The 22,151-nt window shown below is 72.4% G+C and carries 24 protein-coding genes and 2 pseudogenes; 13 read left to right on the forward strand and 13 right to left on the reverse strand.

The window, feature by feature from the left end; genetic code table 11:
• Window positions 1–21 precede the first annotated feature (21 nt).
• Complete coding sequence (locus tag AC07DW_RS13365; RefSeq protein ID WP_478857773.1) at window positions 22–639, forward strand: TetR/AcrR family transcriptional regulator; 618 nt, start codon at window positions 22–24, stop codon at window positions 637–639.
• Between the two features lie 309 nt (window positions 640–948).
• A complete protein-coding gene (locus AC07DW_RS13370) occupies window positions 949–2,418 on the forward strand; it encodes a sensor histidine kinase (RefSeq protein ID WP_478857885.1) in 1,470 nt (489 codons plus the stop codon).
• Window positions 2,419–2,579: 161 nt separating this feature from the next.
• On the opposite strand, the gene AC07DW_RS13375 is transcribed toward AC07DW_RS13370, so the two are convergent.
• The gene (locus tag AC07DW_RS13375) at window positions 2,580–2,837 is read right to left on the reverse strand and encodes a WhiB family transcriptional regulator (protein ID WP_003953983.1); all 258 of its coding nucleotides are present in this window, start codon (window positions 2,835–2,837) and stop codon (window positions 2,580–2,582) included.
• A gap of 318 nt (window positions 2,838–3,155) precedes the next feature.
• The gene (locus AC07DW_RS13380; protein ID WP_478857774.1) at window positions 3,156–4,124 is read right to left on the reverse strand and encodes a diacylglycerol/lipid kinase family protein; all 969 of its coding nucleotides are present in this window, start codon (window positions 4,122–4,124) and stop codon (window positions 3,156–3,158) included.
• 101 nt (window positions 4,125–4,225) lie between these two features.
• Between AC07DW_RS13380 and AC07DW_RS13385 the strand changes: the two genes are divergently transcribed.
• Window positions 4,226–4,657 carry a hypothetical protein gene (locus AC07DW_RS13385; RefSeq protein WP_478857775.1) on the forward strand — a complete coding sequence of 144 codons (432 nt, stop codon included), beginning with the start codon at window positions 4,226–4,228 and terminating at the stop codon, window positions 4,655–4,657.
• A gap of 93 nt (window positions 4,658–4,750) precedes the next feature.
• Here AC07DW_RS13385 and AC07DW_RS13390 read toward each other — a convergent pair whose 3' ends face one another.
• The 3 genes from AC07DW_RS13390 to AC07DW_RS13400 all read right to left on the reverse strand — a co-directional run bounded on the left by AC07DW_RS13390 (window position 4,751) and on the right by AC07DW_RS13400 (window position 6,570).
• Complete coding sequence (locus tag AC07DW_RS13390; protein WP_478857776.1) at window positions 4,751–5,659, reverse strand: RNA polymerase sigma factor SigF; 909 nt, start codon at window positions 5,657–5,659, stop codon at window positions 4,751–4,753.
• Complete coding sequence (locus AC07DW_RS13395) at window positions 5,656–6,069, reverse strand: ATP-binding protein (protein ID WP_073754203.1); 414 nt, start codon at window positions 6,067–6,069, stop codon at window positions 5,656–5,658. Before AC07DW_RS13395 ends, AC07DW_RS13390 begins: the two co-directional genes overlap by 4 nt.
• A 240-nt stretch (window positions 6,070–6,309) precedes the next feature.
• Window positions 6,310–6,570 carry a UBP-type zinc finger domain-containing protein gene (locus AC07DW_RS13400; RefSeq protein WP_478857777.1) on the reverse strand — a complete coding sequence of 87 codons (261 nt, stop codon included), beginning with the start codon at window positions 6,568–6,570 and terminating at the stop codon, window positions 6,310–6,312.
• 98 nt (window positions 6,571–6,668) lie between these two features.
• On the opposite strand from AC07DW_RS13400, the gene AC07DW_RS13405 reads away from it, so the two are divergent.
• Window positions 6,669–8,267, forward strand: a complete 1,599-nt coding sequence (locus AC07DW_RS13405; protein WP_478857778.1) for a Na+/H+ antiporter — start codon at window positions 6,669–6,671, stop codon at window positions 8,265–8,267.
• Here AC07DW_RS13405 and AC07DW_RS13410 read toward each other — a convergent pair.
• Complete coding sequence (locus AC07DW_RS13410; RefSeq protein ID WP_478857779.1) at window positions 8,243–9,166, reverse strand: 1-aminocyclopropane-1-carboxylate deaminase/D-cysteine desulfhydrase; 924 nt, start codon at window positions 9,164–9,166, stop codon at window positions 8,243–8,245. The genes AC07DW_RS13405 and AC07DW_RS13410 overlap by 25 nt on opposite strands.
• Window positions 9,167–9,176: 10 nt before the next feature.
• Window positions 9,177–9,766, reverse strand: a pseudogene (locus AC07DW_RS13415) (N-acetylmuramoyl-L-alanine amidase).
• Window positions 9,767–10,017: 251 nt separating this feature from the next.
• On the opposite strand from AC07DW_RS13415, the gene AC07DW_RS13420 reads away from it, so the two are divergent.
• Together AC07DW_RS13420 and AC07DW_RS13425 are read left to right on the forward strand one after the other, a co-directional pair.
• On the forward strand, window positions 10,018–11,433 hold the full coding sequence (locus tag AC07DW_RS13420; protein ID WP_478857780.1) for a family 2B encapsulin nanocompartment shell protein: 1,416 nt from the start codon (window positions 10,018–10,020) through the stop codon (window positions 11,431–11,433).
• A 146-nt stretch (window positions 11,434–11,579) separates the two neighbouring features.
• Window positions 11,580–12,632, forward strand: coding sequence for a family 2 encapsulin nanocompartment cargo protein polyprenyl transferase (locus AC07DW_RS13425; protein WP_478857781.1), 1,053 nt, complete (start codon window positions 11,580–11,582; stop codon window positions 12,630–12,632).
• Between the two features lie 180 nt (window positions 12,633–12,812).
• Here the strand turns inward: AC07DW_RS13425 and AC07DW_RS13430 are convergent, their stop codons facing one another.
• Window positions 12,813–13,388, reverse strand: a complete 576-nt coding sequence (locus tag AC07DW_RS13430; RefSeq protein WP_478857782.1) for a TetR/AcrR family transcriptional regulator — start codon at window positions 13,386–13,388, stop codon at window positions 12,813–12,815.
• 112 nt (window positions 13,389–13,500) lie between these two features.
• Between AC07DW_RS13430 and AC07DW_RS13435 the strand changes: the two genes are divergently transcribed.
• From AC07DW_RS13435 to AC07DW_RS13445, 3 genes are all read left to right on the forward strand, one after another.
• Complete coding sequence (locus AC07DW_RS13435; protein ID WP_478857783.1) at window positions 13,501–14,076, forward strand: dihydrofolate reductase family protein; 576 nt, start codon at window positions 13,501–13,503, stop codon at window positions 14,074–14,076.
• Between the two features lie 19 nt (window positions 14,077–14,095).
• Window positions 14,096–14,224 carry a hypothetical protein gene (locus AC07DW_RS13440; RefSeq protein WP_478857784.1) on the forward strand — a complete coding sequence of 43 codons (129 nt, stop codon included), beginning with the start codon at window positions 14,096–14,098 and terminating at the stop codon, window positions 14,222–14,224.
• A gap of 61 nt (window positions 14,225–14,285) precedes the next feature.
• A complete protein-coding gene (locus tag AC07DW_RS13445; RefSeq protein WP_478857785.1) occupies window positions 14,286–14,744 on the forward strand; it encodes a DUF6304 family protein in 459 nt (152 codons plus the stop codon).
• 103 nt (window positions 14,745–14,847) lie between these two features.
• Here the strand turns inward: AC07DW_RS13445 and snpA are convergent, their stop codons facing one another.
• Window positions 14,848–15,504 (reverse strand): snapalysin, encoded by a 657-nt coding sequence (gene snpA, locus AC07DW_RS13450; protein ID WP_478857786.1) that lies wholly within the window; start codon window positions 15,502–15,504, stop codon window positions 14,848–14,850.
• A gap of 174 nt (window positions 15,505–15,678) precedes the next feature.
• Between snpA and AC07DW_RS13455 the strand changes: the two genes are divergently transcribed.
• Together AC07DW_RS13455 and AC07DW_RS13460 are read left to right on the forward strand one after the other, a co-directional pair.
• Window positions 15,679–16,641: a LysR family transcriptional regulator gene (locus AC07DW_RS13455; protein WP_478857787.1), complete on the forward strand. Its 963-nt coding sequence runs from the start codon at window positions 15,679–15,681 to the stop codon at window positions 16,639–16,641.
• A gap of 23 nt (window positions 16,642–16,664) precedes the next feature.
• Complete coding sequence (locus AC07DW_RS13460; RefSeq protein WP_478857788.1) at window positions 16,665–17,186, forward strand: GNAT family N-acetyltransferase; 522 nt, start codon at window positions 16,665–16,667, stop codon at window positions 17,184–17,186.
• A 229-nt stretch (window positions 17,187–17,415) separates the two neighbouring features.
• Here AC07DW_RS13460 and sodN read toward each other — a convergent pair whose 3' ends face one another.
• The gene (gene sodN / locus AC07DW_RS13465) at window positions 17,416–17,811 is read right to left on the reverse strand and encodes a superoxide dismutase, Ni (RefSeq protein ID WP_064068537.1); all 396 of its coding nucleotides are present in this window, start codon (window positions 17,809–17,811) and stop codon (window positions 17,416–17,418) included.
• 195 nt (window positions 17,812–18,006) lie between these two features.
• Here sodN and sodX point away from each other — a divergent pair, with 195 nt between their 5' ends.
• Window positions 18,007–18,444 (forward strand): nickel-type superoxide dismutase maturation protease, encoded by a 438-nt coding sequence (gene sodX, locus AC07DW_RS13470; protein WP_478857789.1) that lies wholly within the window; start codon window positions 18,007–18,009, stop codon window positions 18,442–18,444.
• Here the strand turns inward: sodX and AC07DW_RS13475 are convergent.
• A complete protein-coding gene (locus AC07DW_RS13475) occupies window positions 18,348–18,980 on the reverse strand; it encodes a CGNR zinc finger domain-containing protein (RefSeq protein WP_478857790.1) in 633 nt (210 codons plus the stop codon). The two genes, sodX and AC07DW_RS13475, sit on opposite strands and share 97 nt — an antisense overlap.
• Window positions 18,981–19,064: 84 nt before the next feature.
• On the opposite strand from AC07DW_RS13475, the pseudogene AC07DW_RS13480 reads away from it, so the two are divergent.
• Window positions 19,065–19,827 (forward strand): annotated as a pseudogene (locus tag AC07DW_RS13480) (class I SAM-dependent methyltransferase).
• Between the two features lie 57 nt (window positions 19,828–19,884).
• Here the strand turns inward: AC07DW_RS13480 and AC07DW_RS13485 are convergent.
• Together AC07DW_RS13485 and AC07DW_RS13490 are read right to left on the reverse strand one after the other, a co-directional pair.
• On the reverse strand, window positions 19,885–20,646 hold the full coding sequence (locus AC07DW_RS13485; protein WP_064068541.1) for an amino acid ABC transporter ATP-binding protein: 762 nt from the start codon (window positions 20,644–20,646) through the stop codon (window positions 19,885–19,887).
• Entirely contained in the window at window positions 20,643–21,548 is a 906-nt protein-coding gene (locus AC07DW_RS13490; RefSeq protein ID WP_478857886.1) for an amino acid ABC transporter permease, read from the reverse strand. Before AC07DW_RS13490 ends, AC07DW_RS13485 begins: the two co-directional genes overlap by 4 nt.
• Window positions 21,549–22,151: the final 603 nt, after the last annotated feature.

Here is a 22,151-nt window from a genome sequence, read left to right on the forward strand (position 1 = left end):
GGGCGCTATAGAATGAGGTCCATGGCGACGACACGACGCGGCAGGCCCCGCTCCTTCGACCGTGCCACCGCCCTGGAGCGGGCGACGATGGCCTTTTGGGAGCACGGGTACGAGACGACGTCGGTGGCCGACCTGACCCGGGTCATGGGCATCGGCGCCCCGAGTCTCTACGCCGCCTTCGGCGACAAGAAGGCGCTCTTCGACGAGGTCGTGAGCGTGTACGCCGAGTCGTACGGCTCCTACGCCGGGCGCGCCCTGGACGCCGAGCCCACGACCAGGGCGGGCGTCGCCCGGATGCTGCGCGAGGCGGCGACGGAGTTCACCGACCCCGCGCACCCGCGCGGCTGTCTGATGATCTCGGCGGCGCTCAACTGCGGCACCCCCGAGGTGGCCGACGCCCTCCGCGACCGCCGCAACGGCAACCTGGCGGCCATCGAGTCCCGTATCCGTGCCGACGTGGCGGCGGGCCTGCTCCCGTCGGACACGGACGCCCGCGCCCTCGCCCGCTTCAGCGGGGCCGTCCTCCAGGGCATGAGCCAGCAGGCGCGGGACGGTGCGAGCAAGGAGGAGCTGGAGGCGGTGGCCGAAGCGGCCATGCGGGCGTGGCCCGGGTCCCGGGCGGCGGCGCCCGCCCCCTGACACACCCGCGGGCCGCGGCGCCGGGACGGGACCCTCAACCCGTCCGGCACCGCAGCCCGGAGTTGCCCGGCCGTCGGGTGTGCGGTCCCGCGGCCGTGGGAGGACTCGGCGCAGTCAGGGCAGAGAGCGCCGGGTACTCCGATCCGCCCTCCTGTGCGGGGAGGACGGAAGCTTCACTTGTGGCATTGTGGACTAGACCAATCTGGTCTGTCCATCGGTCTGCGATCGATAATCCATCGCCCATACTCCCTCACCCACCGGCAGAACACCAGGTGCGCGTGCGCGGGTACGCTCGCACCTGTGCCCTCCATGAACGACCTCGTACGCCAGCACACCGCTCTGAGTGAGTCCGACCTCGAGTGGCTCCACCTGCTGGTCTCGGAGTGGCAGCTGCTCTCCGACCTCTCCTTCGCAGATCTGGTGCTGTGGGTGCCCACCCTCGACGGCACCCGGTACGTCTCCGTCGCCCAGATGCGTCCCAACACCGGCCCCACCTCCTACCAGGACGACATGGTCGGCCACCTCGTGCCGCGCGGCCGCCGCCCGCTGCTCGACGCCGCGCTCGACGAGGGCCGGATCGTGCGCGAGGGCGACCCGGAGTGGCGCGAGGAGGTGCCGGTTCGCGTCGAGTCCATCCCCGTACGCCGCGAGGGCCGCGTCCTCGGAGTGATCGCCCGCAACACGAACCTGCTCACCGTCCGCACCCCCAGCCGGCTGGAGCTGACCTACCTCCAGTCCGCCTCCGACCTGGCCCAGATGATCGCGGCCGGCTCCTTCCCCTTCCCCGGTCAACAAGTCGACATGGACGCCTCGCCCCGCGCCGGTGACGGACTGATCCGCCTCGACGCGGACGGCGTCGTCCAGTACGCCTCACCCAACGCCCTCTCCGCCTACCACCGCCTCGGCCTCGCCGCCGACCTGGTCGGCCAGCACCTCGGCCAGATCACCGCCGAACTCGCCCCCTCCCGGGGCCCCGTGGACGAGGCCCTGGTCAAGCTGGCCAGCGGGTACGCGCCGCGCGAGGCCGAGGTCGAGGGCAACGGCGGCGTCATCCAGCTGCGCGCCATCCCGCTCAAGCCCAAGGGCACCCGGATCGGTTCCCTGGTCCTGCTCCGGGACGTCACCGAACTGCGACGCCGCGAACGCGAGTTGATCACCAAGGACGCCACCATCCGGGAGATCCACCACCGGGTGAAGAACAACCTCCAGACCGTCGCCGCCCTGCTGCGCCTCCAGGCCCGCCGGATGGACTCCGACCGGGGCCGTGAGGCGCTCGACGAGGCGGTGCGCCGCGTCGGTTCGATCGCCATCGTGCACGAGACGCTCTCTCAGAACCTGGACGAGCGCGTCGAGTTCGACGAGATCGCCGACCGGGTGATCGCGATGGTCGCGGAGATCTCACCCGGCAAGGTCGTCTGCCGACGCAACGGCCGCTTCGGCATCCTCGACGCCGAGGTGGCCACCCCGCTGTCGATGGTGCTCACCGAAATCCTCCAGAACGCCCTGGAGCACGCCTTCGGCCCCGCCGAGCAAGGCACCGTCGAGGTCTCGGCGGTGCGCGGGGGTACGCGCGCCGACGACGCCCGGCTGCTGATCACCGTCCAGGACGACGGCCGGGGACTTCCCGAGGGCTTCGACCCCCAGCGGGCCGGCAACCTCGGCCTGCAGATCGTACGGACGCTGGTGGAAGGGGAGTTGGGTGGCACGTTCGACATGCAGCCCGCCCCGGAACGCGGCACGCGCGTGGTGCTCGACGTCCCCGTACGGGCGCAGAAGTAACCAGGGCGCGGGCGCGGACGACAGCAGCGAGCCCCGGACCGTGGGAGACGGTCCGGGGCTCGAACGCTTTGGGTTACTGCTGCGCGCTGCGGCTCGGGAGGCGGGTCAGTGCGTACTCGCTGTACGCGCCGCCTGGCTCAGGCTCGTAGCGGTGGCGTCGCTCAGGCGCTGGCGTTACGCGCCCGGTTGCGGGCGGCGCGGCGCTTCATGGCGCGACGCTCGTCCTCGCTGAGGCCACCCCAGACGCCGGAGTCCTGGCCGGACTCGAGCGCCCACTGCAGGCACTGCTCCATGACGGGGCAGCGCCGGCAGACAGCCTTGGCTTCCTCGATCTGCAGCAGCGCAGGACCGGTGTTGCCGATGGGGAAGAACAGCTCGGGGTCTTCCTCACGACAAACGGCGTTGTGACGCCAGTCCATGGCTGCTACCTCTCCTTGGTGTTGCATGCACGGTGCTTGTGAATGTGAACGCTTTCACGAATCCCTCAACAAGTGAAGGGCCGAACGCCAGATGAACTGGTGTGGTCCTGGATTTGAGGAGGGGTTCTGGCTCTCAGTGGAGGCCGGTCTTGCGGGCCGTCCCGATCGCCATGTAGAGATTCGCAAACCTCGGCGGCGGATACAACCCCTTCTGGAAAGTTTTTTTTGATTCCTCGGTGTCGGCTAGGTCACAGCCGTACTTCTATGGGGTGGACCCTGGCCCATACGTTCGAGATAAAGGACCAAGGGCCCTTCCACTCACACAATCACACGCAGTGCACGACGAACGCCTGTGAACGTCACGCTGCTGCGCAGACCCAGGTGGTCTCCGTCCATCTGGAAGGGCAGCGGCACCTTCGAATGCAAGGTGAAGTCGGTCAGGTCGTGCAGGGAGACGGCGTGCTTGCCGTGGGGGCCGCGCTCCGGGCTGGAGGTCAGCAACTGGGTCGCCGCGCGGGCCACCGAAGCGGTCGTCAGCCGGCTCAGCGCCAGCACGTCCAGCGCGGTGTCGAAGGACGCCCCGGGGGACGCGTACACCGGGCGATTGCCCAGGTAGGTCCAGGGGGAGGTGTTGCAGACTATCGACAGCGAGAGGTCGTGCACCGGGTCGTGACCCGGGCGCTCCAGCGTGATCGCCCCCCGGCCCCGGCGCGGCTCGCCCAGGAACTGGCGGACGGCCTGACGGATGTAGAGGGCGTGCGTCGATCTCTTCCCGCGCTCGCGCTGCTGTTCGACCCGGCCGATCACCCCCGCGTCGAACCCGAAACCGGCACAGAACGTGAACCACCGGGCCGGAACCGACTCGTCCTCCGTACCGGGGGTACCCGCCGCGAGGCCCAGGCCCACGGTCCGGTCACGCTTCTCCCGGAGCGCGTCCAGCAGCGCGCCCGTCGCCTCCACGGCGTCGTTCGGCAGGCCGAGCGCGCGGGCGAACACATTGGTCGACCCGCCCGGCACGACCGCGAGGTGCGGGAGCCGGTCGGGGTCGGGGCCGCGGTGCAGCAGACCGTTGACGACCTCGTTGACGGTGCCGTCGCCCCCGAGGGCCACCACCAGCTCGACGTCCTGCGACTCGGCGGCGTGCCGGGCCAGGTCGCGGGCGTGGCCCCGGTACTCGGTGGTGACGGCCTCCAGCTTCATCTCGCTGGCCAGCGCGTGGATCAGCACGTCACGGGTGCGGGCACTGGTGGTGGTGGCTGCCGGATTGACCACGAGAAGTGCGCGCATGCCCGCCAGGTTACCTACCGCGCGGTACCGGGCCCAGTGGCTCCCCGCCCGGTCCACCGGCTGGACACCCCCGCCGGCCGCCCGGCGGTTACCCTGCGGGGGTGAGCAGTACGGAGCAGACACCCGCCACCCCCTCCCCCTCCGCCCCGCGCCCCGCCCGGCTGACCGCCGCCGCGGCGGTGGCCGGACTGGAGGCGCTCGCCCTGATCGCCGGGGGCGTCTACCTGCTGGTGACGAGTCTCACGGGTCGGCCCGACGACCTGACGCAGGCCATGACGGGCGGCGTCACGCTCGTCGCGCTGGGACTCATTCCGCTGCTGGCCGCCCGGGGGCTGCTGCGGTGCCGCAGCTGGAGCCGGGGGCCCGCGATCATCACACAGCTGATGGCCCTGCCCGTGGCCTGGACGCTCCTCCAGGCGTCGAGCGCGGCCATCGCGGCCGGCATCGCCCTGGCCGCCGCCGCCGTGACCGGGCTCGTCCTGCTGCTGCACCCGGCGACCGCGGTGGCCCTGGGCGTACGCGGCCGGGCCTGAGGACCCGTGGCCCGGCTGCCCGGGGCCCGGGTGGCCTGAGAGCCCGCGGCTCGACCTGCCCGGTGCTCAGGTGTCCCGGGGCCCAGGCGCCCGTCACTCCTCGACGAGGAGCTTCTCGCGCAGCTGCGCCAGCGTGCGGGCCAGCAGGCGCGAGACGTGCATCTGCGAGATGCCGACCTCCTGCGCGATCTGCGACTGGGTCATGTTCCCGAAGAAACGCAACAGGAGGATGCGCTTCTCGCGCGGCGGCAGGTCCTCCAGCAGCGGCTTGAGGGACTCGCGGTACTCGACGCCCTCCAGTGCCTCGTCCTCAGCGCCGAGGGTGTCGGCGACCGCCGGGGACTCGTCGTCCGTGTCCGGGACGTCCAGGGACAGCGTGGAGTACGCGTTGGCCGACTCCAGGCCCTCCAGGACCTCCTCCTCCGAGATGCCGAGGCGCTCGGCGAGCTCGTGCACGGTCGGGGAACGGCCGTGCAGCTGGGAGAGCTCGGCGGTGGCCGTCGTCAGGGACAGGCGCAGCTCCTGGAGGCGGCGGGGCACTCGCACCGCCCAGCCCTTGTCGCGGAAGTGGCGCTTGATCTCGCCGACGACCGTGGGAGTCGCGTACGTGGAGAACTCCACGCCCCGGTCCGGATCGAAGCGGTCGACGGACTTGATCAAGCCGATGGTGGCGACCTGCGTCAGGTCGTCCAGCGGCTCCCCGCGGTTGCGGAAGCGGCGCGCGAGGTGCTCGACCAGCGGCAGGTGCATCCGCACGAGCCGATTGCGCAGCTCGGCCCGCTCCGGCGAGCCGTCGGGCAGCGCGCGCAGCCGGATGAAGAGTGCCCTCGCGACACTGCGGTCGTTCGGATCGTGGTGGTTGTGCTGCTGCTCGTTCATCCGGTCCGCCCGCTCATCCAAAAGACCGTCCACCGGGTGCGGCCGCGCCTGCTGTTCCGGGATCGAGCTCAGTGCCCGCGGGCCGCGCTCCTCGTCTCGCACCGGACCGTCCCCGTTCCTCACGCCGGCCCGGGTCCCGCGCCGCGCTGTTTGTACAGGCTGATGGAGACCGTCCGGTCGTCGGCGACGGACGAGTCGACCTTGCCGGCCAGTGCCGAGAGCACCGTCCAGGCGAACGTGTCGCGCTCCGGAGCCCTGCCGTCGGTGGTGGGCGCCGAGACCGTGACGTCCAGGGAGTCGTCGATGAGACGGAAAACACAGCTCAGGACCGAGCCGGGCACGGCTTGCTGGAGCAGGATCGCGCACGCCTCGTCGACGGCGATGCGCAGGTCCTCGATCTCGTCGAGGGTGAAGTCCAAACGCGCCGCCAGGCCGGCCGTGGCCGTACGCAGCACGGACAGGTAGGCACCCGCAGCGGGCAGCCGGACTTCCACGAAGTCCTGGGTCCCGGGCTCGCCTGCGATCTGGGACACCCTCACCTCCAAGGTGGCACAAGCTCTTTCGGGGCTCCCGGAGGGCTGATCCTCCGCGGAACCGTGCGGTACGCAGGTATGCGCAGTCCGCCGTGACGCTATCGCGATACGTGGTGCCGTGTCGCCGGGACCCCTCGTCCGGCGCTTGTCACTCATGGTAAGCACATGGGTACGCTCAGTGGCTAGAGGTCTGCGGGGCCCAATCGCGAGAAACCGGCGGAGGGTTGACGTACCCAGACCTCACACGATCGAACCGTCGACGAAGCACCAACGCCAGTTCTCCCCGGGCTCGAAGGTCCGCATCACCGGGTGCCCGGTGTCCTTGAAGTGCTTCGTGGCGTGCTGCCCCGCGGAGGAGTCGCAACAGCCGACGTGACCGCACCCCAGGCACAGCCGCAGCTGCACGGGGTGGGTCCCGTCGGCCGCGCACTCCGGGCAGGTCTCCGAAAGCGGGGCGGGCTCGGGCTGCGGCAGTTCGGCCAGGTGCATGCACTCGCGCATGATGGCCAGGTTACGAGGTGCCGCCCCGGTGGCGCACCCGGGCGGAGGAAGCGGGGCGGCGAGCGCCCCGGACCGGTCGTACGCGGAGTGGGGAGACGATGGACGCACTGTCATTGGTGGCGCTGGTGGCGGTGAGCGCCGTCATCGCGGGAGCGGCCCGCAGGACCCCGGTTCCGGCGCCGCTGCTCCTGGTGGCGGTCGGGCTGGCCGCCTCCTACGTACCTGGCGTGCCGGACTACACCCTGGACCCGCACATCGTGCTGCCGCTGGTGCTGCCACCGCTCCTCCACACGGCCGCGCTCGACTCCTCGTACCTGGACCTGCGGGCCAACCTGCGGCCCGTCGCGCTGCTGTCCGTGGGGTACGTGCTCTTCGCGACGCTCGCCGTCGGGTACCTCGCCCACCTGATGGTGCCGGACCTGCCGCTGACCGCGGCCCTGGTGCTCGGCGCGGTGATCGCGCCGCCGGACGCGGTGGCCGCCACCGCCATCGCCCGGCGCCTGGGCCTGCCCAGCCGGATCACCACCATCCTCCAGGGCGAGTCGCTGGTGAACGACGCGACCGCGATCACCGCGTACAAGGTGGCGCTCGCCGCGGCGGTCGGCGAGGGCGTCAGCTGGGCCGGCGGGCTCACCGAGTTCGCGGTCGCGGCACTCGGCGGGATCGGTGTCGGCCTGGTGCTGATGGTGCCGATCCACTGGCTGCGCCGCTCCCTGCGCGAACCGATGCTCCAGAACACCCTGTCGCTGCTCATCCCGTTCGTCGCCTACGCGGCCGCCGAGCGCGTCCACGCCTCCGGGGTCCTCGCGGTCGTCGTGGTGGCCCTGTACCTGGGGCACCGCTCCTGGCAGGTCGACTTCGCCACCCGCCTCCAGGAGGAGGCCGTGTGGAAGATGGTCGCCTTCGTGCTGGAGACGTCCGTCTTCGCGCTGATCGGGCTCCAGCTGCCCCACGTGGTGCGGGAACTCGGTACGTACGGGACCGGCGAGGCCGCCCTGTACGCGGTCGGGGTGTTCGTCGCGGTGGTCGTCGTCCGGTTCCTGTGGGTCCTCCCGGCCACCTACCTGCCGAGGGCGCTGTCGCGCCGGGTGCGGGAGCGGGAGCCGGACGTGGGCCTGGCCTCGCCGGTGGTCGTCGGCTGGGCGGGGATGCGGGGCGTGGTGTCGCTGGCGATCGCCTTCTCCATCCCGGTGGCCGGCGCGGGCGAGGCGTTCCCGGCGCGGAACCTGGTGCTGTTCCTGACGTTCACCACGGTCATCGGCACCCTGGTGGTGCAGGGCCTGACCCTGCCGCCGCTGATCCGGGCCCTGAAGCTGCCCGGCCGGGATCTCCGGGCCGAGACGCTGGCGGAGGCGCAGGCGCAGAGCGAGGCGTCGCGGGCCGCCGAGCAGCGGCTGGAGGAACTCCTCGCCGACGAGCGCAACGCCCTGCCCCAGCCGCTCGCCGACCGGCTGCGCACGGTCCTGGAACGCCGGCGCAACGCCGTGTGGGAGCGGCTGGGCGCGGCCAACCCGGTCACCGGGGAGTCCGCGGACGACACCTACCGCAGGCTCGCGCGGGCGATGATCGAGTCGGAGCGCGAGGTGTTCGTGCGGCTGCGCGACGAGCGTCGCATCGATGACGAGATGATGCGCACCCTGCTGCGCCGGCTCGACCTGGAGGAGGCCGCCGCCTACCGGGAGGCCGCCGACGGCTGACCGGGGTCCGGACGTCCGGTGACCACCGCGGCGAGGACCGTTCCGGCCGGGAACGCCCCCTCCTCGGCCAGCGCGACGAGCCCGTACAGCAATTTGGCGACATATATGCGCTCGATGGCGAGTCCGTGCCGCGCCTCGAAGTCGGTGGCGAACGCCTCCAGCGCCGGCGCGGTACGGGCGTAGCCGCCGAAGTGGAACCGCTCGTCGAGTCTCCAGTCGCCCGCCGGACCGCCGAACGCCGCCTCCTGGAGCGCCCGTATCTCGCCGCCCAGGAACCCGCCCCTGAGGACCGGGACGCCCACCGCCCGGCGGTCACCGCCCAGCCCGGCCGCCAGTCCGGCGAGGGTGCCGCCCGTCCCGCAGGCGACCGCCGCCACGTCCACGCCCCCGTCGCGCAGCTCGCGCCCCAGCTCCGCGCAGCCGCGCACCGCCAGGGCGTTGCTGCCGCCCTCGGGGACGACGAAGGTGCCGGGGGGCGCGCCCCGCAGCAGGCCCGCCAGCACCTCGGGCTCGCTCTTGGCGCGGTACGTGGCGCGGTCCACGAACAGCAGCCGCATCCCGTCCGCCGCGCACCGGGCGAGGGACGGGTTCAGGGGCCGTCCGGCGAGCTCGTCCCCGCGTACCACCCCGATCGTGGGGAAGCCCAGCAGGCGGCCGGCGGCGGCCGTGGCGCGCAGGTGGTTGGAGTAGGCGCCGCCGAAGGTGAGCACCGGGCGCCCGGCCGCGGCGGCCAGGTTCGGCGCGAGCTTGCGCCACTTGTTGCCCGGCAGGTCCGGGTGGATCAGGTCGTCGCGCTTGAGCAGCAGCCGCACGCCGTGCCGGGTGAAGCGCTCGTCCTCGACCGGCTCCAGGGGGGAGGGGAGGAGCGGGTCGAGGGAGGCGGGGCCGAGCGCGTTCACCCGGCCATTGTCACTTCAGCCGTTCCGCGACGCGTGCCCGCATCGTCTTCATGGAGAAGCCGCGCGGGTCGACCTTGCCCGGCTGCCACTCCAGGTGCCCGATGACCGAGCGGGCCGTCCAGCCGTGCCGGCGGCAGATCGCGGCAGCCGCCTTCTCGATGGCCAGCAGTTGCGCCTCGGGCCACGGGTCCTTCCCGTCGCCGAGGTTCTCGCACTCGAACCCGTAGAAGTGGGTGTTGCCGTCGACGTTCGCCTGGTTGTCGTGCGGCAGTGCCTTCTCGGCGATCACGGCGCGCAGTACGTCGCGGTCGCCCTGGCCGGCGTGGTTGGCGCGGCCGTAGCCGACCAGGTGGACACAGCCGTCCTTGGTGATCACGCCGTGGCAGAGCGGCCCCGGCAGGCCGGGGCGGCCGTCCCGGCAGAGGCGGACGGTGTGGTCCCGGCCCTCGGTGACGGTGTGGTGGATCATCACGCCGTGCACCGGCCCCCAGGGCCCCTTGTGGTTGCGGTTGTGGGGCGCCAGTCGCCGACCTCGACGACGGTGAGGCCTTCGTCGCGCAGCGCGTCGAGAAAGCCGTTCGCGGACATGGGTGGGGCCATGCCGCCTCCTTCGGTTCGTAACTGTGCGGGTTCTACCCGTGGGGTACGAAGGCGGCGCCCGGCCGACTCATCGTTCGGACGGCGTGCGAGCCGATCCGGACAGTGGCTCCTGGGGCTGAGGGGGCGGGGGAAACGCCCGTCCTGCCCAGTGGGTGAAGATTCAATCTCGCTCGTTTGTGTAATGGTGTGAACACCGTCCGTGCTGAAAGGCTTCTCCTCCGAAGGTCGGACTGTGATCGAGAGGGATGTTCATGTCGGTTGGTTCGGTTGGCGAGGAGATCCGTCCGGAACAGGGGGCGCCGCAGCAGAGTCTCGGTACCGCCGCCGCGCGGAACCTGGCGACCACCACCAAGTCGGTTCCGCAGATGCAGGGGATCACCTCCCGGTGGCTGCTGCGGATGCTTCCGTGGGTGCAGGTGCAGGGCGGTACCTACCGGGTGAACCGGCGGCTCAGCTACGCGGTGGGCGACGGGCGCGTGACGTTCGTGCAGACCGGCCGGCAGGTCGCGGTGATCCCCAACGAGCTGCGGGAGCTGCCGGCGCTGCGCTCCTACGAGGACGACGCGGCGCTCACGGAGCTGGCCCAGCGGTGCACGCAGCGGGAGTTCGCGGCGGGTGAGGTGATCGCGGAGGCGGGCGCCCAGACCGACCGGGTGTACCTGCTGGCGCACGGCCGCGTCGAGCAGGTCGGCACCGGCCCGTACGGCGACGAGGCGGTCCTCGGGGTGCTCGCCGACGGCGCGTACTTCGGCGACGGCTGCCTGGTCGACCGGGACGCCACCTGGGACTGGACGGCCCGCGCCGCGACCGCCTGCACCGTGCTGGAGCTCACCCGCGCCGACGTGACGAACCTCGCGGAGCGCGCCGATTCGCTGGCCGGGCACCTGGCCGCACTGGCGTCCCTGCCGCACCAGCGCACCAACAAGTACGGCGAGAAGGCCATCGACCTGTCGGCGGGGCACGTGGGCGAGGCGGTCGTCCCGCACACCTACGTCGACTACGAGGCCTGCCCGCGCGAGTACGAACTGAGCGTCGCCCAGACCGTGCTGAAGGTCCACAGCCGGGTCGCCGACCTGTACAACCAGCCGATGAACCAGACCGAGCAGCAGTTGCGGCTCACCGTCGAGGCGTTGCGCGAGCGCCAGGAGCACGAGCTCGTCAACAACAGGGAGTTCGGGCTGCTGTCCAACTGCGACTACGGCCAGCGGCTCCAGCCGCACGACGGCGTGCCCGGCCCGGACGACATGGACGAGCTGCTCTCCCGGCGCCGCGGCAACAAGCTGTTCCTCGCGCACCCGCGCGCCATCGCCGCGTTCGGCCGCGAGTGCAACAGGCGGGGCCTGGTGCCCGACACGGTCGACGTGGCGGGCCACCGGATCCCCGCGTGGCGCGGTGTGCCGATCTTCCCGTGCAACAAGATCCCGATCTCCGAGGCCCGGACGACCTCCATCCTCTGCATGCGTACGGGCGAGGCGGACCAGGGCGTCATCGGCCTCCACCAGACCGGCATCCCCGACGAGATCGAGCCGAGCCTGTCGGTCCGGTTCATGGGCATCGACGAGCAGGCGATCATCTCGTACCTGGTCACCGCGTACTACTCGGCGGCCATCCTCGTCCCCGACGCGCTCGGTGTCCTGGAGAACGTGGAGGTCAGCCGCTGGAGCTGACGCCCGGCCGCGGCACCCCCGCCGGTGCCGCGCGGGTGCGGGGCCCTGCCGCGGGCGGGTCCGGCGCCGGCTCCGCGCCCGGCGCCGGACCCGCGCGGCACCGGCGTGCCCCTTCTTCCCGTTGTGCGTTCTGTTGCCCGAAGGAAGTGACTGTGACCAGCACGGATACCGCGACGGCCGAGGGCCGGGGGGCCGCGGTGCTCCTCGACCGGACCCGGACCGTCGTCACCCCTCAGCTTCGTTCCACCGTGGAGACGCTGCCCGGCTCCGTACGGCGCGTGGCGATGTACCACTTCGGCTGGGAGGACCCCGACGGCACGCCCGCCGCCGGGCAGGCCGGCAAGGCGATCCGGCCCGCGCTCGTGCTCGCCGCCGCTCGGGCGCTCGGGGGTGAACCCCACACCGCCGTCCGGGCGGCCGCCGCCGTGGAGCTCGCGCACAACTTCACCCTCCTGCACGACGACATCGTCGACGAGGACGCCACCCGCCGCAGCCGGCCCACCGCCTGGGCCGTCTTCGGCATGCCGGACGCCCTGATCGCCGGTGACGCCATGCTCGCCCTCGCGCTGCGGCTGCTCGCCGAGGACCGGCACCCGGCGGCGGCCGTCGCCTCCGCGCGGCTCGCCGCCTGTGTGATCGAGCTGTGCGCAGGCCAGCAGGCGGACTGCGCCTTCGAGGGGCGGGGGCCGCACGAGGTGTCGCTGGACGAGTGCCTCGCCATGGCCACCGCCAAGACGGGCGCGCTGCTCGGCTGCGCCTGCGCCCTGGGCGCGCTGTACGCGGGCGCGGGGGAGGCGGAGGTCGCCGCGATGGACGCCTTCGGGCGAGAGGCGGGCCTGGCGTTCCAGCTGATCGACGATCTGATCGGCATCTGGGGCGACCCGGACCGCACGGGCAAGCCCGCCGGGGCGGACCTGGCCGCCCGCAAGAAGTCGCTGCCCGTGGTGGCCGCCCTGGGCTCCGGCACGGCCGCCGGCGCCGAGCTCGCGGAACTGTACGGACGGCCCGCCCTCGACGGCGCCGGCGTGCGGCGCGCGGCGGACGCCGTGGAGCGGGCGGGCGGGCGCGACTGGGCCCAGGCGGAGGCGGCGGACCGGATGGCGCGGGCGGTGCAGCAGCTCTCGCGGGCGGTGCCGGACCTGACGGCGGCCGGTGACCTGCTGGCACTGGCGGAGTTCGTGACCCGCCGTACGCGCTGACCTGTTGTACGCGCCGCCCCGTCACCTCTCCGGTGGTGCGCGCCGACCTGTTGTACGCGCCGCCCCCGTCCTGCCAGGCCGGTCTGCTGCCGGCCCCTCGTACCACCGGCCGGTCCGGGGCGAACGCCGCTACGGCGCCGGGCGCCCCGCCGTTCATGCCCGCCGCCGGTGGCCCCAGGACTACCGGGCGGGCACGATCGCGTTCACCACCGTCTCCACCACCCGGTCCAGCGCCTCCTCGGACAGCACCCCGGGCAGCGTGAAGTGCTCCAGCAGCAGGCCCGTCATGGCCAGGTACAGCACCAGCACGGTGTCCGCGTCGCCCGGCAGCCCCGCGTCCAGGTGGAAGCGGATGTTCTCGTCGAGGTCGGCGCGGACCGCCCGGGTCAGCTCGGCCCGGAGGGCGGGCCGCCGGGTCGCCTCCAGCCGCAGCTCCAGCATCGCGAGGTAACCGGTGCGTTCCGCCGCGATACGCCGCACCAGCCACCTCATCAGCTCGGTGACCAGCTCGCGGCTGGGCGCGGGCCGCATCGCCGCGTCGACCTTCTCGGGCGCGGGCACGAGCCGCGCGTGGATCCGCGTCCCCGCCTGGGTGAGCAGGTCGTCGCGACCGGCGAAGTAGTTGGACGACGTGCCCGCCGGAACCCCGGCCTGGGCGTCCACCGCCCGGAAGGTCAGCCCGCGCGCCCCGTCCCGCGCCAGGACGTCGATGGCGGCGTCCAGCAGTGCCGTCCTGCGTTCCGGATTCCTTGCCATGCGGCGGCCTCCTGAGAATTGCCCTTGCGCAACCACTACGCTTGGAGCACTATAACTGTCGTGGTTGCGCCGCGGTCACGGCTTCCATCACGACAACACGGGGGACATCCATATGCGCAAGCTCACCTACTTCGTCGCGTGCTCGATCGACGGCTTCATCGGCGACCCGACCTCGATGATCCGGTTCGCCGGAGACGAGTACCTGGCCTGGCTCGTCTCCGAGTACCCCGACACCCTGCCCGTCCAGGGCAGGGAGGCGATGGGGCTCGCCGGGGTGGAGAACAGACACTTCGACACCGTGATCCAGGGGCGCGGCAGCTACCAGCTCGGCCTTGACGCCGGCGTCCCCAGCCCCTACGGGCACCTGCGCGAGATCGTCGTCTCGCGCACCCTGGAGGAATCGCCCCACCCCAATGTGGAGATCGTCGCCGACGACATCGCCGGCCGGGTCCGCGCGCTCAAGGAGGAGGACGGCGACCGGGGCATCTGGCTCTGCGGCGGCTCGCGCATCGCGGGCGAGCTCCTCGGCGAGGTCGACGAACTGGTGATCAAGACCTACCCGCAGGTGTACGGCGCGGGCATGCCGATGTTCGGCGACAGCGGCTTCGCCGTCACCGACTTCGCCCTGGACGCGGTGCGCGCCTTCGACAACGGCGTCGTGGTCCGCTGGTACAGCCGCAAGCGGTGACCGCCCGGCCACCACGGCCGTGGAGCGACGGAAGGTCCTCGGTGTGTGGGCGCCCGTCCGGGAGGCCCAGCCGTGCCGCAATCCCGGCTGCGCCCTGTACGCCGGGGACGCGGCGGACGAGCCGGGCAAGAGCGCCGAGACCGGCTGAAGTCCGGCTCCGGGGGTGACCGGCCGCACGCCGGGGCGGTCCTAGCGCTACAGTCCGCGCCATGTCATCGGAGTCGACGGAAGTCTGGACCGGCTGGTACCGGGACCGCCGTGGTGCGGAAGCGATCGTGATCACGGCGGACGGGCGGCGGATCGCCACCCGTATCAGGGGTGTGGAGTACGCGGGCCCGAGCTTTGACGGGCTGCGTGCGGCGGAGGAGAACGGTGGCCTGCCCTTGGCCGGCTGCGTACTGGAGTGGGACCTGCCGCTGCCGGTCATCACCGACGGCACCGGCCAACAGGCCACGCTGAGCTGCCTGCTGGCGCTGGGTGAGGCCCTGTCCGACGGCTCGCCCGAGCGAGTGGATCTTCAGCTGACCCTGCACTGCGGGGGAGCGGCGTACGAATCGGGCCTGGCCGGCGGCGACTTCGACCAGGCCCTCGACCGCATCCTGCGTCAGTTGCCGCCCGGCACCCGGTTCGGCCGCTCGTTCCCGCGGGGCGCGGAGGCCGCCGCCTGACACCGGGAGCCGGCGTCCCGGCGCCCGGCGTTTCGGCGCCCGGCGGGCGGGGCGGGTACGGCTCGCCCGCCGGCCGCGCCGCCCACCGGACACCCGTGGTCCGCTAGGAGACCCTGGCCAGGGCGGCCGCCAGGCCGTTGCGCCACAGGTAGTCGACGCGGCTCCGCTCCTGGCTGTTGGGCTGGGCGTTCTGGCACGACGGGCCGGGCCCGCCGCCGGACATCAGCTCGCTGCACGGTCCCGAGTAGTGGTCGGGCAGGCCCAGGACGTGACCGGTCTCATGCGCCGTGACCCGGGTGGAGTTGTAGGTCTGGTTCTGCCGGTAGTCGAGGAAGATGTAGCCCCGGCCGTGGCCGTCGGTGCTGGCGTAGGAGCCGCGGGAGTCGTTGCCTTCGTAATACCGGAAGTCCGGGTTGCTGCCCTCCTGGAGCTTCACGTTGCTGACGGAGCTGTTCCAGATCTGGGTGGAGCGGGCTATCTGGGTGCGGAAGGTCGGGGCGCCCGTCGCCGAGTAGACGACGGTGACGGCCAGGGCGCCGGGGTTCGCGGCGCGCTTCTCGGCGACCGACTCCATGACGGCCTCGAAGAAGGCGCGGTTCGCCTTGGCGTCCTCGGCGGAACCGGCGTACGCCGCGTAGGAGGCGGGCGCCGGGGCGGGGGCAGCCGCGGTGGGGGCGGCGGTGGCGGTCGCGGCCGGCACGGCCGCCAGGGCGGCGGCGAGGCTCAGCGCGGCGGCCAGCGAGGCCTTGGGGTGTCTCATGGGGGGCTCCTCGTGTCCGGAACGGCTGGGTGGGCCGTTCGGTTGGGGAGAGTGTCGGGGAACCCGCGCCCCGCGCGGATGATGCCAACGGGCGATAGCACCGGCGCATCACCCGGCCCCCAACTCCCTTGCCGTCTCTGGTGGTACACCCGTCAACCGCCCTACTCTCGGGGCATGGAGCTGGAGGTGAGGCACCTGCGGGCGCTGTGCGCCATCGCCGACACGGGAAGCGTGCACAAAGCGGCGCGCCTGCTCGGCGTCAGCCAGCCGTCCCTGACGACGCAGCTGCGGCGCATCGAACACGCCCTGGGCGCCGAGCTGTTCGCCCGCGAGCGGACCGGCTGCCGGCCCACCCCGCTGGGTCATGCCGTCCTCAGCCGCGCCCGCCCCCTGGTGGCCCAGATGGCGCTGCTGGTCACCGAGACCCGGGCGGCGGCCGCCCGTGCCGACGGCGCCCGGCTGCGCGTGGGCTCCACCGCGAGCAGGGCCCTGGCGGGCTGGCTGCGCCGGCTGCGGGACCGGCTGCCCGGCACCGACATCACGCTGCACATGGACGTCTCGGCGGGCGCCCTGCTGCGGGCGCTGGCGGCCGGTCAGCTCGACGTGGCCTTCGTCCACGAGGTGGAGGGCTGCCCGCTGCGCGTCCCGGACGGGCTGGAGCGGCGCGTACTGGTCGAGCGGGAGCCCCAGTTCATCTCCATGGCACGGGACCACCCGGCCGCCGCCGCGCCCGTGGTGGAGCTCGCCGACCTGGCCCGCGACCGCTGGATGGTCGACCCGACCGTGGACGGCGAGTGGGACGGCCTGCGCCGGGTGCTGGGCGCGGCCGGGATCGACCCGCCCGTCCTGCACGGCGACTACCACACGGCGGCGTCGCTCATCGTGGCGGGCGAGGTGGTGGCGCCCTGCCAGCCCACGTCCGGGCCGCGCGACGACATGGCGATACGGCCGTTACGGGGCGACCCGCTGGCGGTCCGCCTGCTGCTGTACAGCCGCCCGGGGACGGAAGCCGACGAGGGACACGCGGAGCCGGCGTACGCGGACCTCGCCGCCGCCTACCGCGAGGCGGCGCTGCGCACCTCGGCGTACCGGCAGTGGCTGCGGCGCCACGGAAGCCCGCTGGCACGAGCGGCCTGAACCCCCAGCCCCGGAAGGGACCCATGGACTCCCTTGTCCTCACCGACGGCCGCATCGTCCTGCGCGAGTGGACGGACGCGGACGTCCCCGCGATGAGCGAGCTGTTCGACGAGCCGGCCGTCGCGTACCGCACGCCCCTCGCCTCCCCCTTCGACGAGGCCGCGGCGACCGCCTACCTGGCGACGATCCGCCGCGCCCGCGCCGACGGCACCCGACTCCACCTGGCCATCACCCGGGACGGCGGCGCACCGCTCGGCGAGGTCCTGCTCGGCGTCACCGACGGCGCCCTCGGGTACGCCGTGGGCGCCGCCCACCGCGGCCGGGGCCTCGCCTCCCGCGCCACCCGCCTGCTGACCTGGCACGCCCACGACGTACTGGGCCTGCGGCGGGTGGTCCTGCGGATCGAGCCGGGCAACACCGCCAGCGAAGCCGTCGCCCGCGCGGCCGGTTTCCGTCTCACCGGCGACCCGCCCGGGACGGTGCGCGGCAACGGCCGCGCCCACCCGCTCCTCACCTGGGCCCACGAAAACCCCGCGGCCCCCTGAGCCACCCCAGACCGCCCGCCCCGCGCCGGCCGCAACCGCCCTCACCGGCACCGCCGTCGCCCGGCCACGGCCCAACGCCGCTCACCGGCCCGGCCGTTGCCCACCGGGGCGCCGGCCCGCACGCGTCCCGGCCGGCGCCGACCGCGCGGACGCGCGACGGCCCGGCCATGGCGTGTGCCGCCCGGCCGGGCCGTCGCTCCGTTCCGCTGCGCTGCTCCTGATGAGCAGATCAAGCCTTCTTGGTCTCCCAGAAGATCTTGTCGATCTGCGCGATGTAGTCCAGCGCCTTCTGGCCCGTCGCCGGGTCGGTGGACGCCTTCGCGGCCGAGAGGGCCTTCAGGGCGTCGTTGACCAGCTGGTGCAGCTCCGGGTACTTCTCGAAGTGCGGCGGCTTGAAGTAGTCGCTCCACAGCACCGAGACGTGGTGCTTGGCGAGCTCCGCGCGCTGCTCCTTGATGACCGTGGCGCGGGCCTGGAAGTGCGGGTCGTCGTTCGCCTGCATCTTCTCCTGGGTGGCCTTGACGGACTCGGCCTCGATGCGGGCCTGGGCCGGGTCGTAGACACCGCAGGGGAGGTCGCAGTGCGCGCTGACCTTCACCTTCGGGGCAAACAGGCGGGAGAGCATTGAGCTGTCCTTCCTCGTGATCGTCTTCTCAGGTGGGACATTACTCCGTGGCGGACGGGTTTACGCGGGTGCCCCCATGGGCTTACGACAAAAGTCCAGGGTGACCATGGGACTCGTGGAGGAAGGTCCAGGAGAGGCCCGGGAGGGCCCAGGGGGGCCCGGGGTGAGCCCGGGACGGTTCAGGAGGTGTGCCGGATGACCGAGCAGGGCGGGGAGTACGAACGAGGGCCCAAGGCGCCGTTCGGGGTCGCGGAGGTGACCGGGCCGTCGATGGTGCCCACCCTGCACCACGGTGACCAGCTGCTGGTGCACTACGGGGCGCCGCTGCGGGCCGGGGACGTGGTGGTGCTGCGGCATCCGTTGCAGCAGGACCTGCTCCTCGTCAAACGGCTCGTGGAGCGGCGCGACGGCGGCTGGTGGGTGCTCGGCGACAACCGGGCCGCCGAGGCCGTGGACAGCCGGGCCTTCGGCCCCGTACCGGAGGACCTGGTGCTCGGGCGGGTGCGGGCGCGGTACCGGGGGATCCGGCCCGGGCGTCAGCGGTCGGTCGGCGTGGTGCTCTCCTGGCTGGTGTCCGCGGTGCGGCCGGTGCTCGCCGACCGTTCGGTCTCCAGGCGTTTGCGGGCTCGGTAGGCGGCGACGTTCGCCCGGGTCGCGCAGCGGTCCGAGCAGTAGCGGCGGGACCGGTTGGTGGAGGTGTCCAGGTACGCGTTGCGGCACGGGGCCGCCTGGCACAGGCCGAGCCGGTCGGCGCCGAACTCGGTGAGGTGGAACGCCAGGCCCATCGCGGCGATCGCGGCGTACCCGGCGGTCGCGTTGGACGGGTGGTCCGCGAGGTGCATGTGCCAGCGCGGCCGGCCCTCGTCGTCCAGGAAGTCGTGACCGGAGATCTGCGGACTGACCGGGAACTCCAGCAGGAGCGAGTTGAGCAGGTCCACGGCGTGCGTCTGGTCGCCCGCGTCGGCCGCGGTGAACACCGCCCGCAGCCGCGACCGGACCGAACGGAACCGGGTGACGTCCGCGTCGGTCGCGCGCCGCGCCATCTGCGAGGCCTCGCCGCCGAACAGGTCACGGACCGCCTCCACGGAGGTGAGGGAGTCCTTGTTGCGCGCCGGCTCCTCGGTGTTCACCAGACGTACGGCGTAGTCCGAGTAATAGGCCAGTTCCACTTGTAGTCCTTACGGCGGCGGTCTAGGGTCGGGAACAGAACGGGTAACGGACAGGTCTGATACGAGGGTATTACGGAGGTCGTGGTGACGGAGGCGGCTGCGGGAACCGACTGGCGGGCCTGGCAGGACAGCTGGGACCGGCAGCAGGAGTGGTACATGCCCGACCGCGAGGAGCGGTTCCGGGTCATGCTCGACATGGTCGAGGCGTTCACCGGCCCCGCGCCGAGGGTCCTCGACCTCGCGTGCGGTACGGGAAGTATCACGAAGAGGCTCCTCGACCGGTTCCCGGACGCCGTCAGCACGGGCGTCGACCTCGACCCGGCGCTGCTCGCCATCGCCGAGGGCTACTTCGCCGGCGACGAGCGGGTGACCTTCGTACGGGCCGACCTCACCGAACCGCGGTGGACGCGGGCGCTGCCGTACGACGCGTACGACGCCGTCCTCACCGCCACCGCCCTGCACTGGCTCCGCGTCGAGCCGCTGGCCGCGCTGTACCGGCAGCTCGGCGGACTCGTCCGGGAGGGCGGCGTCCTCATGAACGCCGACCACATGAGGGACGAGGCCACGCCCCGGATCAACGCCGCCGAACGCGCCCACCGGCACGCCGCCATGGACCGCGCCAAGGAGGCCGGCGCCCTCGACTGGGCCGCCTGGTGGGATTTGGCCGCCAAGGACCCGGTGCTCGCCGCGCCCACCGCCGAACGGTTCGCGATCTACGGCGAGCACGCCGAGGGCGACACGCCCTCCCTGGACTGGCACATGCGGACCCTGCGGGAGGCCGGGTTCGCGGAGGCCAGGGCCCGTGTGGTCGTCGCCCTCCGACGCGCTGGTGCTGGCCCTGAAGTAGCAAGGGTCATGGGAAGGGGCGGTACGGGTGGACCCGTACCGCCCCTTCACGCGCGCGCTACAGCACCTTCGACAGGAACGCCTTCGTCCGGTCGTGCTGCGGGTTGGTCAGGACGTCGCGCGGGTGGCCGGACTCGACCACCACACCGCCGTCCATGAACACCAGCGAGTCGCCGACCTCACGGGCGAAGCCCATCTCGTGCGTGACCACGACCATCGTCATGCCCGACTCGGCCAGGTCCCGCATCACGTCCAGCACGTCGCCCACCAGCTCCGGGTCGAGCGCCGACGTCGGCTCGTCGAACAGCATCAGCTTCGGCTCCATCGCCAGCGCCCGGGCGATCGCCACCCGCTGCTGCTGGCCGCCGGAGAGCTGGGAGGGGAAGTTGCCGGACTTGTCGCCCAGCCCCACCCGGTCCAGCAGCTTCAGCGCCCGCTCGCGGGCCACGGCCTTGGACTCGCCCTTGACCTGGACCGGGGCCTCCATGACGTTCTCGACGGCCGTCATGTGGGGGAACAGGTTGAAGCGCTGGAAGACCATGCCGATGTCCCGGCGCTTGAGCGCGACCTCGCTGTCCTTCAGCTCGTACAGCTTGTCGCCCTTCTGCCGGTAGCCGACGAGCTCGCCGTCGACGTACAGCCGGCCGGCGTTGACCTTCTCCAGGTGGTTGATGCACCGCAGGAAGGTCGACTTGCCGGACCCGGACGGGCCGATGAGGCAGAACACCTCACCCGGCGCCACCTCCAGGTCGATCCCCTTGAGGATGTGGGCCGCGCCGTAGGACTTGTGCACGCCCTCGGCCTTCACCATGGCGGTCATCGCGCCACCTCCGGGCGTCGCAGGGTCGACAGATTGGCCTTGACCTTCTGCCACGGGGTCTGGGGGAGATCGCGCAGCGAACCGCGGGCGTAACGGCGCTCCAGGTAGTACTGCCCGACGCTGAAGACGCTGGTCAGCGCGAGGTACCAGAAGGAGGCGACGAACAGCATCTCCATCACCGCGTACGTGCGGCCGGAGATGATCTGCGCACTGCGCAGGAGGTCCGGGTACGAGACCACGGCCACCAGCGACGAGGTCTTCAGCAGGTTGATGAACTCGTTGCCGGTCGGCGGGATGATCACCCGCATCGCCTGCGGCAGCACCACGCGGCGCATGGTCTGCGCCTGGGTCATGCCGAGCGCGTGCGCGGCCTCGGTCTGCCCCTCGTCGACCGACTGGATGCCGGCCCGGACGATCTCCGCCATGTAGGCGCCCTCGTTCAGACCCAGGCCGAGCAGCGCCACGACCAGCGGGGTCATGACGTCCGACATCTCGTCCTTGTAGATGAACGGGATCTCGAAGATGGGGAAGATCAGCGCGAGGCTGTACCAGAGCAGCAGCTGGACGTAGACCGGGGTGCCCCGGAAGACCCAGATGAAGAGCCACGAGACACCACCGGTGACCGGGTTCTTCGACATCCGCATCACGGCGAGGACGACGCCGAGCACGAGACCGATGACCATCGAGATGACGCTGATCATCAGCGTCCTGCCCATGCCGGCGAGGATGTTGCCGTCGGTGATGTAGTCGCCGACCGTGTTCCAGTTGACGTTGCCGCCGGCGAAGGCGGACACCAGCCAGACCAGGAAGGCCAGCACGAGGGCGCCGCTGACGTAGCGCCCGTAGTGCCGGACGGGTATCGCCCGGATCGGCTCGGCGGCGTCGCCGTCCTCCTTGGCTATCCGGGCGGTGCCCCCGCTTCCGGACCCGTCGGCGTCCCCGGCGGCGGGCTCCTTGGTGAGGCCGGTGACCTCGGCGCCCTGCGGGGCCTCGGCGTCGACGGCCTCGGGCTTCGCGGCGGCGGGCTCCTTGGCGAGCTTCGCGGTCCCCGAGTCCGTCGCGGCCGCGGGCTCCGCGGGCTTGGCGTCCTCGGGCTCCGTCGCGGCGGCCGGGGACTCCCGGACGGTCTCCACGGCGTCCGCCGCGGTGGCGGCCGTCGCGGTGGCCTCGGCGGCCTCGACCGCCTTGGCGGCGGTGGCCTCGGTGGCGGCACCGCCCGTGGCGGCGGGGGTCTCGGCCGCGGTGGCGGCCGTGCCGGTCGCCTCGGCGGCCTTCACGGCCTCGGCCGCCCGGGTGGCCGCCGTCGTGCGCTTGGCCGGGGCCTTCTTGGCCGCCGTCGTGGTCTTGCGCGCGGTGGTGGTCTTCTTGGCGGCCGCCGTCTTGCGGGGCGTGGCCGCCTTCTTGGCCGCCGTCTTCCTCGGAGTCGAGGTCTTCTTCGCGGCAGCGGCCTTGGCCGGGCCGCTGCCGGAGTTCTCCGACGGGGTGTCGGAGGATTCCGGGTTGAG

The sequence above is a fragment of the Streptomyces sp. NPDC045701 genome, assembly GCF_056432045.1.

Bases quoted from the DNA above. Each gene is read 5' to 3' on its own strand.
- AC07DW_RS13365 (WP_478857773.1), top strand. From the start codon at position 22: ATGGCGACGACACGACGCGGCAGGCCCCGCTCCTTCGACCGTGCCACC.
- AC07DW_RS13370 (WP_478857885.1), top strand. From the start codon at position 949: ATGAACGACCTCGTACGCCAGCACACCGCTCTGAGTGAGTCCGACCTC.
- AC07DW_RS13375 (WP_003953983.1), bottom strand. From the start codon at position 2,837: ATGGACTGGCGTCACAACGCCGTTTGTCGTGAGGAAGACCCCGAGCTG.
- AC07DW_RS13380 (WP_478857774.1), bottom strand. From the start codon at position 4,124: ATGCGCGCACTTCTCGTGGTCAATCCGGCAGCCACCACCACCAGTGCC.
- AC07DW_RS13400 (WP_478857777.1), bottom strand. From the start codon at position 6,570: ATGCGCGAGTGCATGCACCTGGCCGAACTGCCGCAGCCCGAGCCCGCC.
- AC07DW_RS13405 (WP_478857778.1), top strand. From the start codon at position 6,669: ATGGACGCACTGTCATTGGTGGCGCTGGTGGCGGTGAGCGCCGTCATC.
- AC07DW_RS13420 (WP_478857780.1), top strand. From the start codon at position 10,018: ATGTCGGTTGGTTCGGTTGGCGAGGAGATCCGTCCGGAACAGGGGGCG.
- AC07DW_RS13430 (WP_478857782.1), bottom strand. From the start codon at position 13,388: ATGGCAAGGAATCCGGAACGCAGGACGGCACTGCTGGACGCCGCCATC.
- AC07DW_RS13435 (WP_478857783.1), top strand. From the start codon at position 13,501: ATGCGCAAGCTCACCTACTTCGTCGCGTGCTCGATCGACGGCTTCATC.
- AC07DW_RS13445 (WP_478857785.1), top strand. From the start codon at position 14,286: ATGTCATCGGAGTCGACGGAAGTCTGGACCGGCTGGTACCGGGACCGC.
- snpA (WP_478857786.1), bottom strand. From the start codon at position 15,504: ATGAGACACCCCAAGGCCTCGCTGGCCGCCGCGCTGAGCCTCGCCGCC.
- AC07DW_RS13455 (WP_478857787.1), top strand. From the start codon at position 15,679: ATGGAGCTGGAGGTGAGGCACCTGCGGGCGCTGTGCGCCATCGCCGAC.
- AC07DW_RS13460 (WP_478857788.1), top strand. From the start codon at position 16,665: ATGGACTCCCTTGTCCTCACCGACGGCCGCATCGTCCTGCGCGAGTGG.
- sodN (WP_064068537.1), bottom strand. From the start codon at position 17,811: ATGCTCTCCCGCCTGTTTGCCCCGAAGGTGAAGGTCAGCGCGCACTGC.
- sodX (WP_478857789.1), top strand. From the start codon at position 18,007: ATGACCGAGCAGGGCGGGGAGTACGAACGAGGGCCCAAGGCGCCGTTC.
- AC07DW_RS13485 (WP_064068541.1), bottom strand. From the start codon at position 20,646: ATGACCGCCATGGTGAAGGCCGAGGGCGTGCACAAGTCCTACGGCGCG.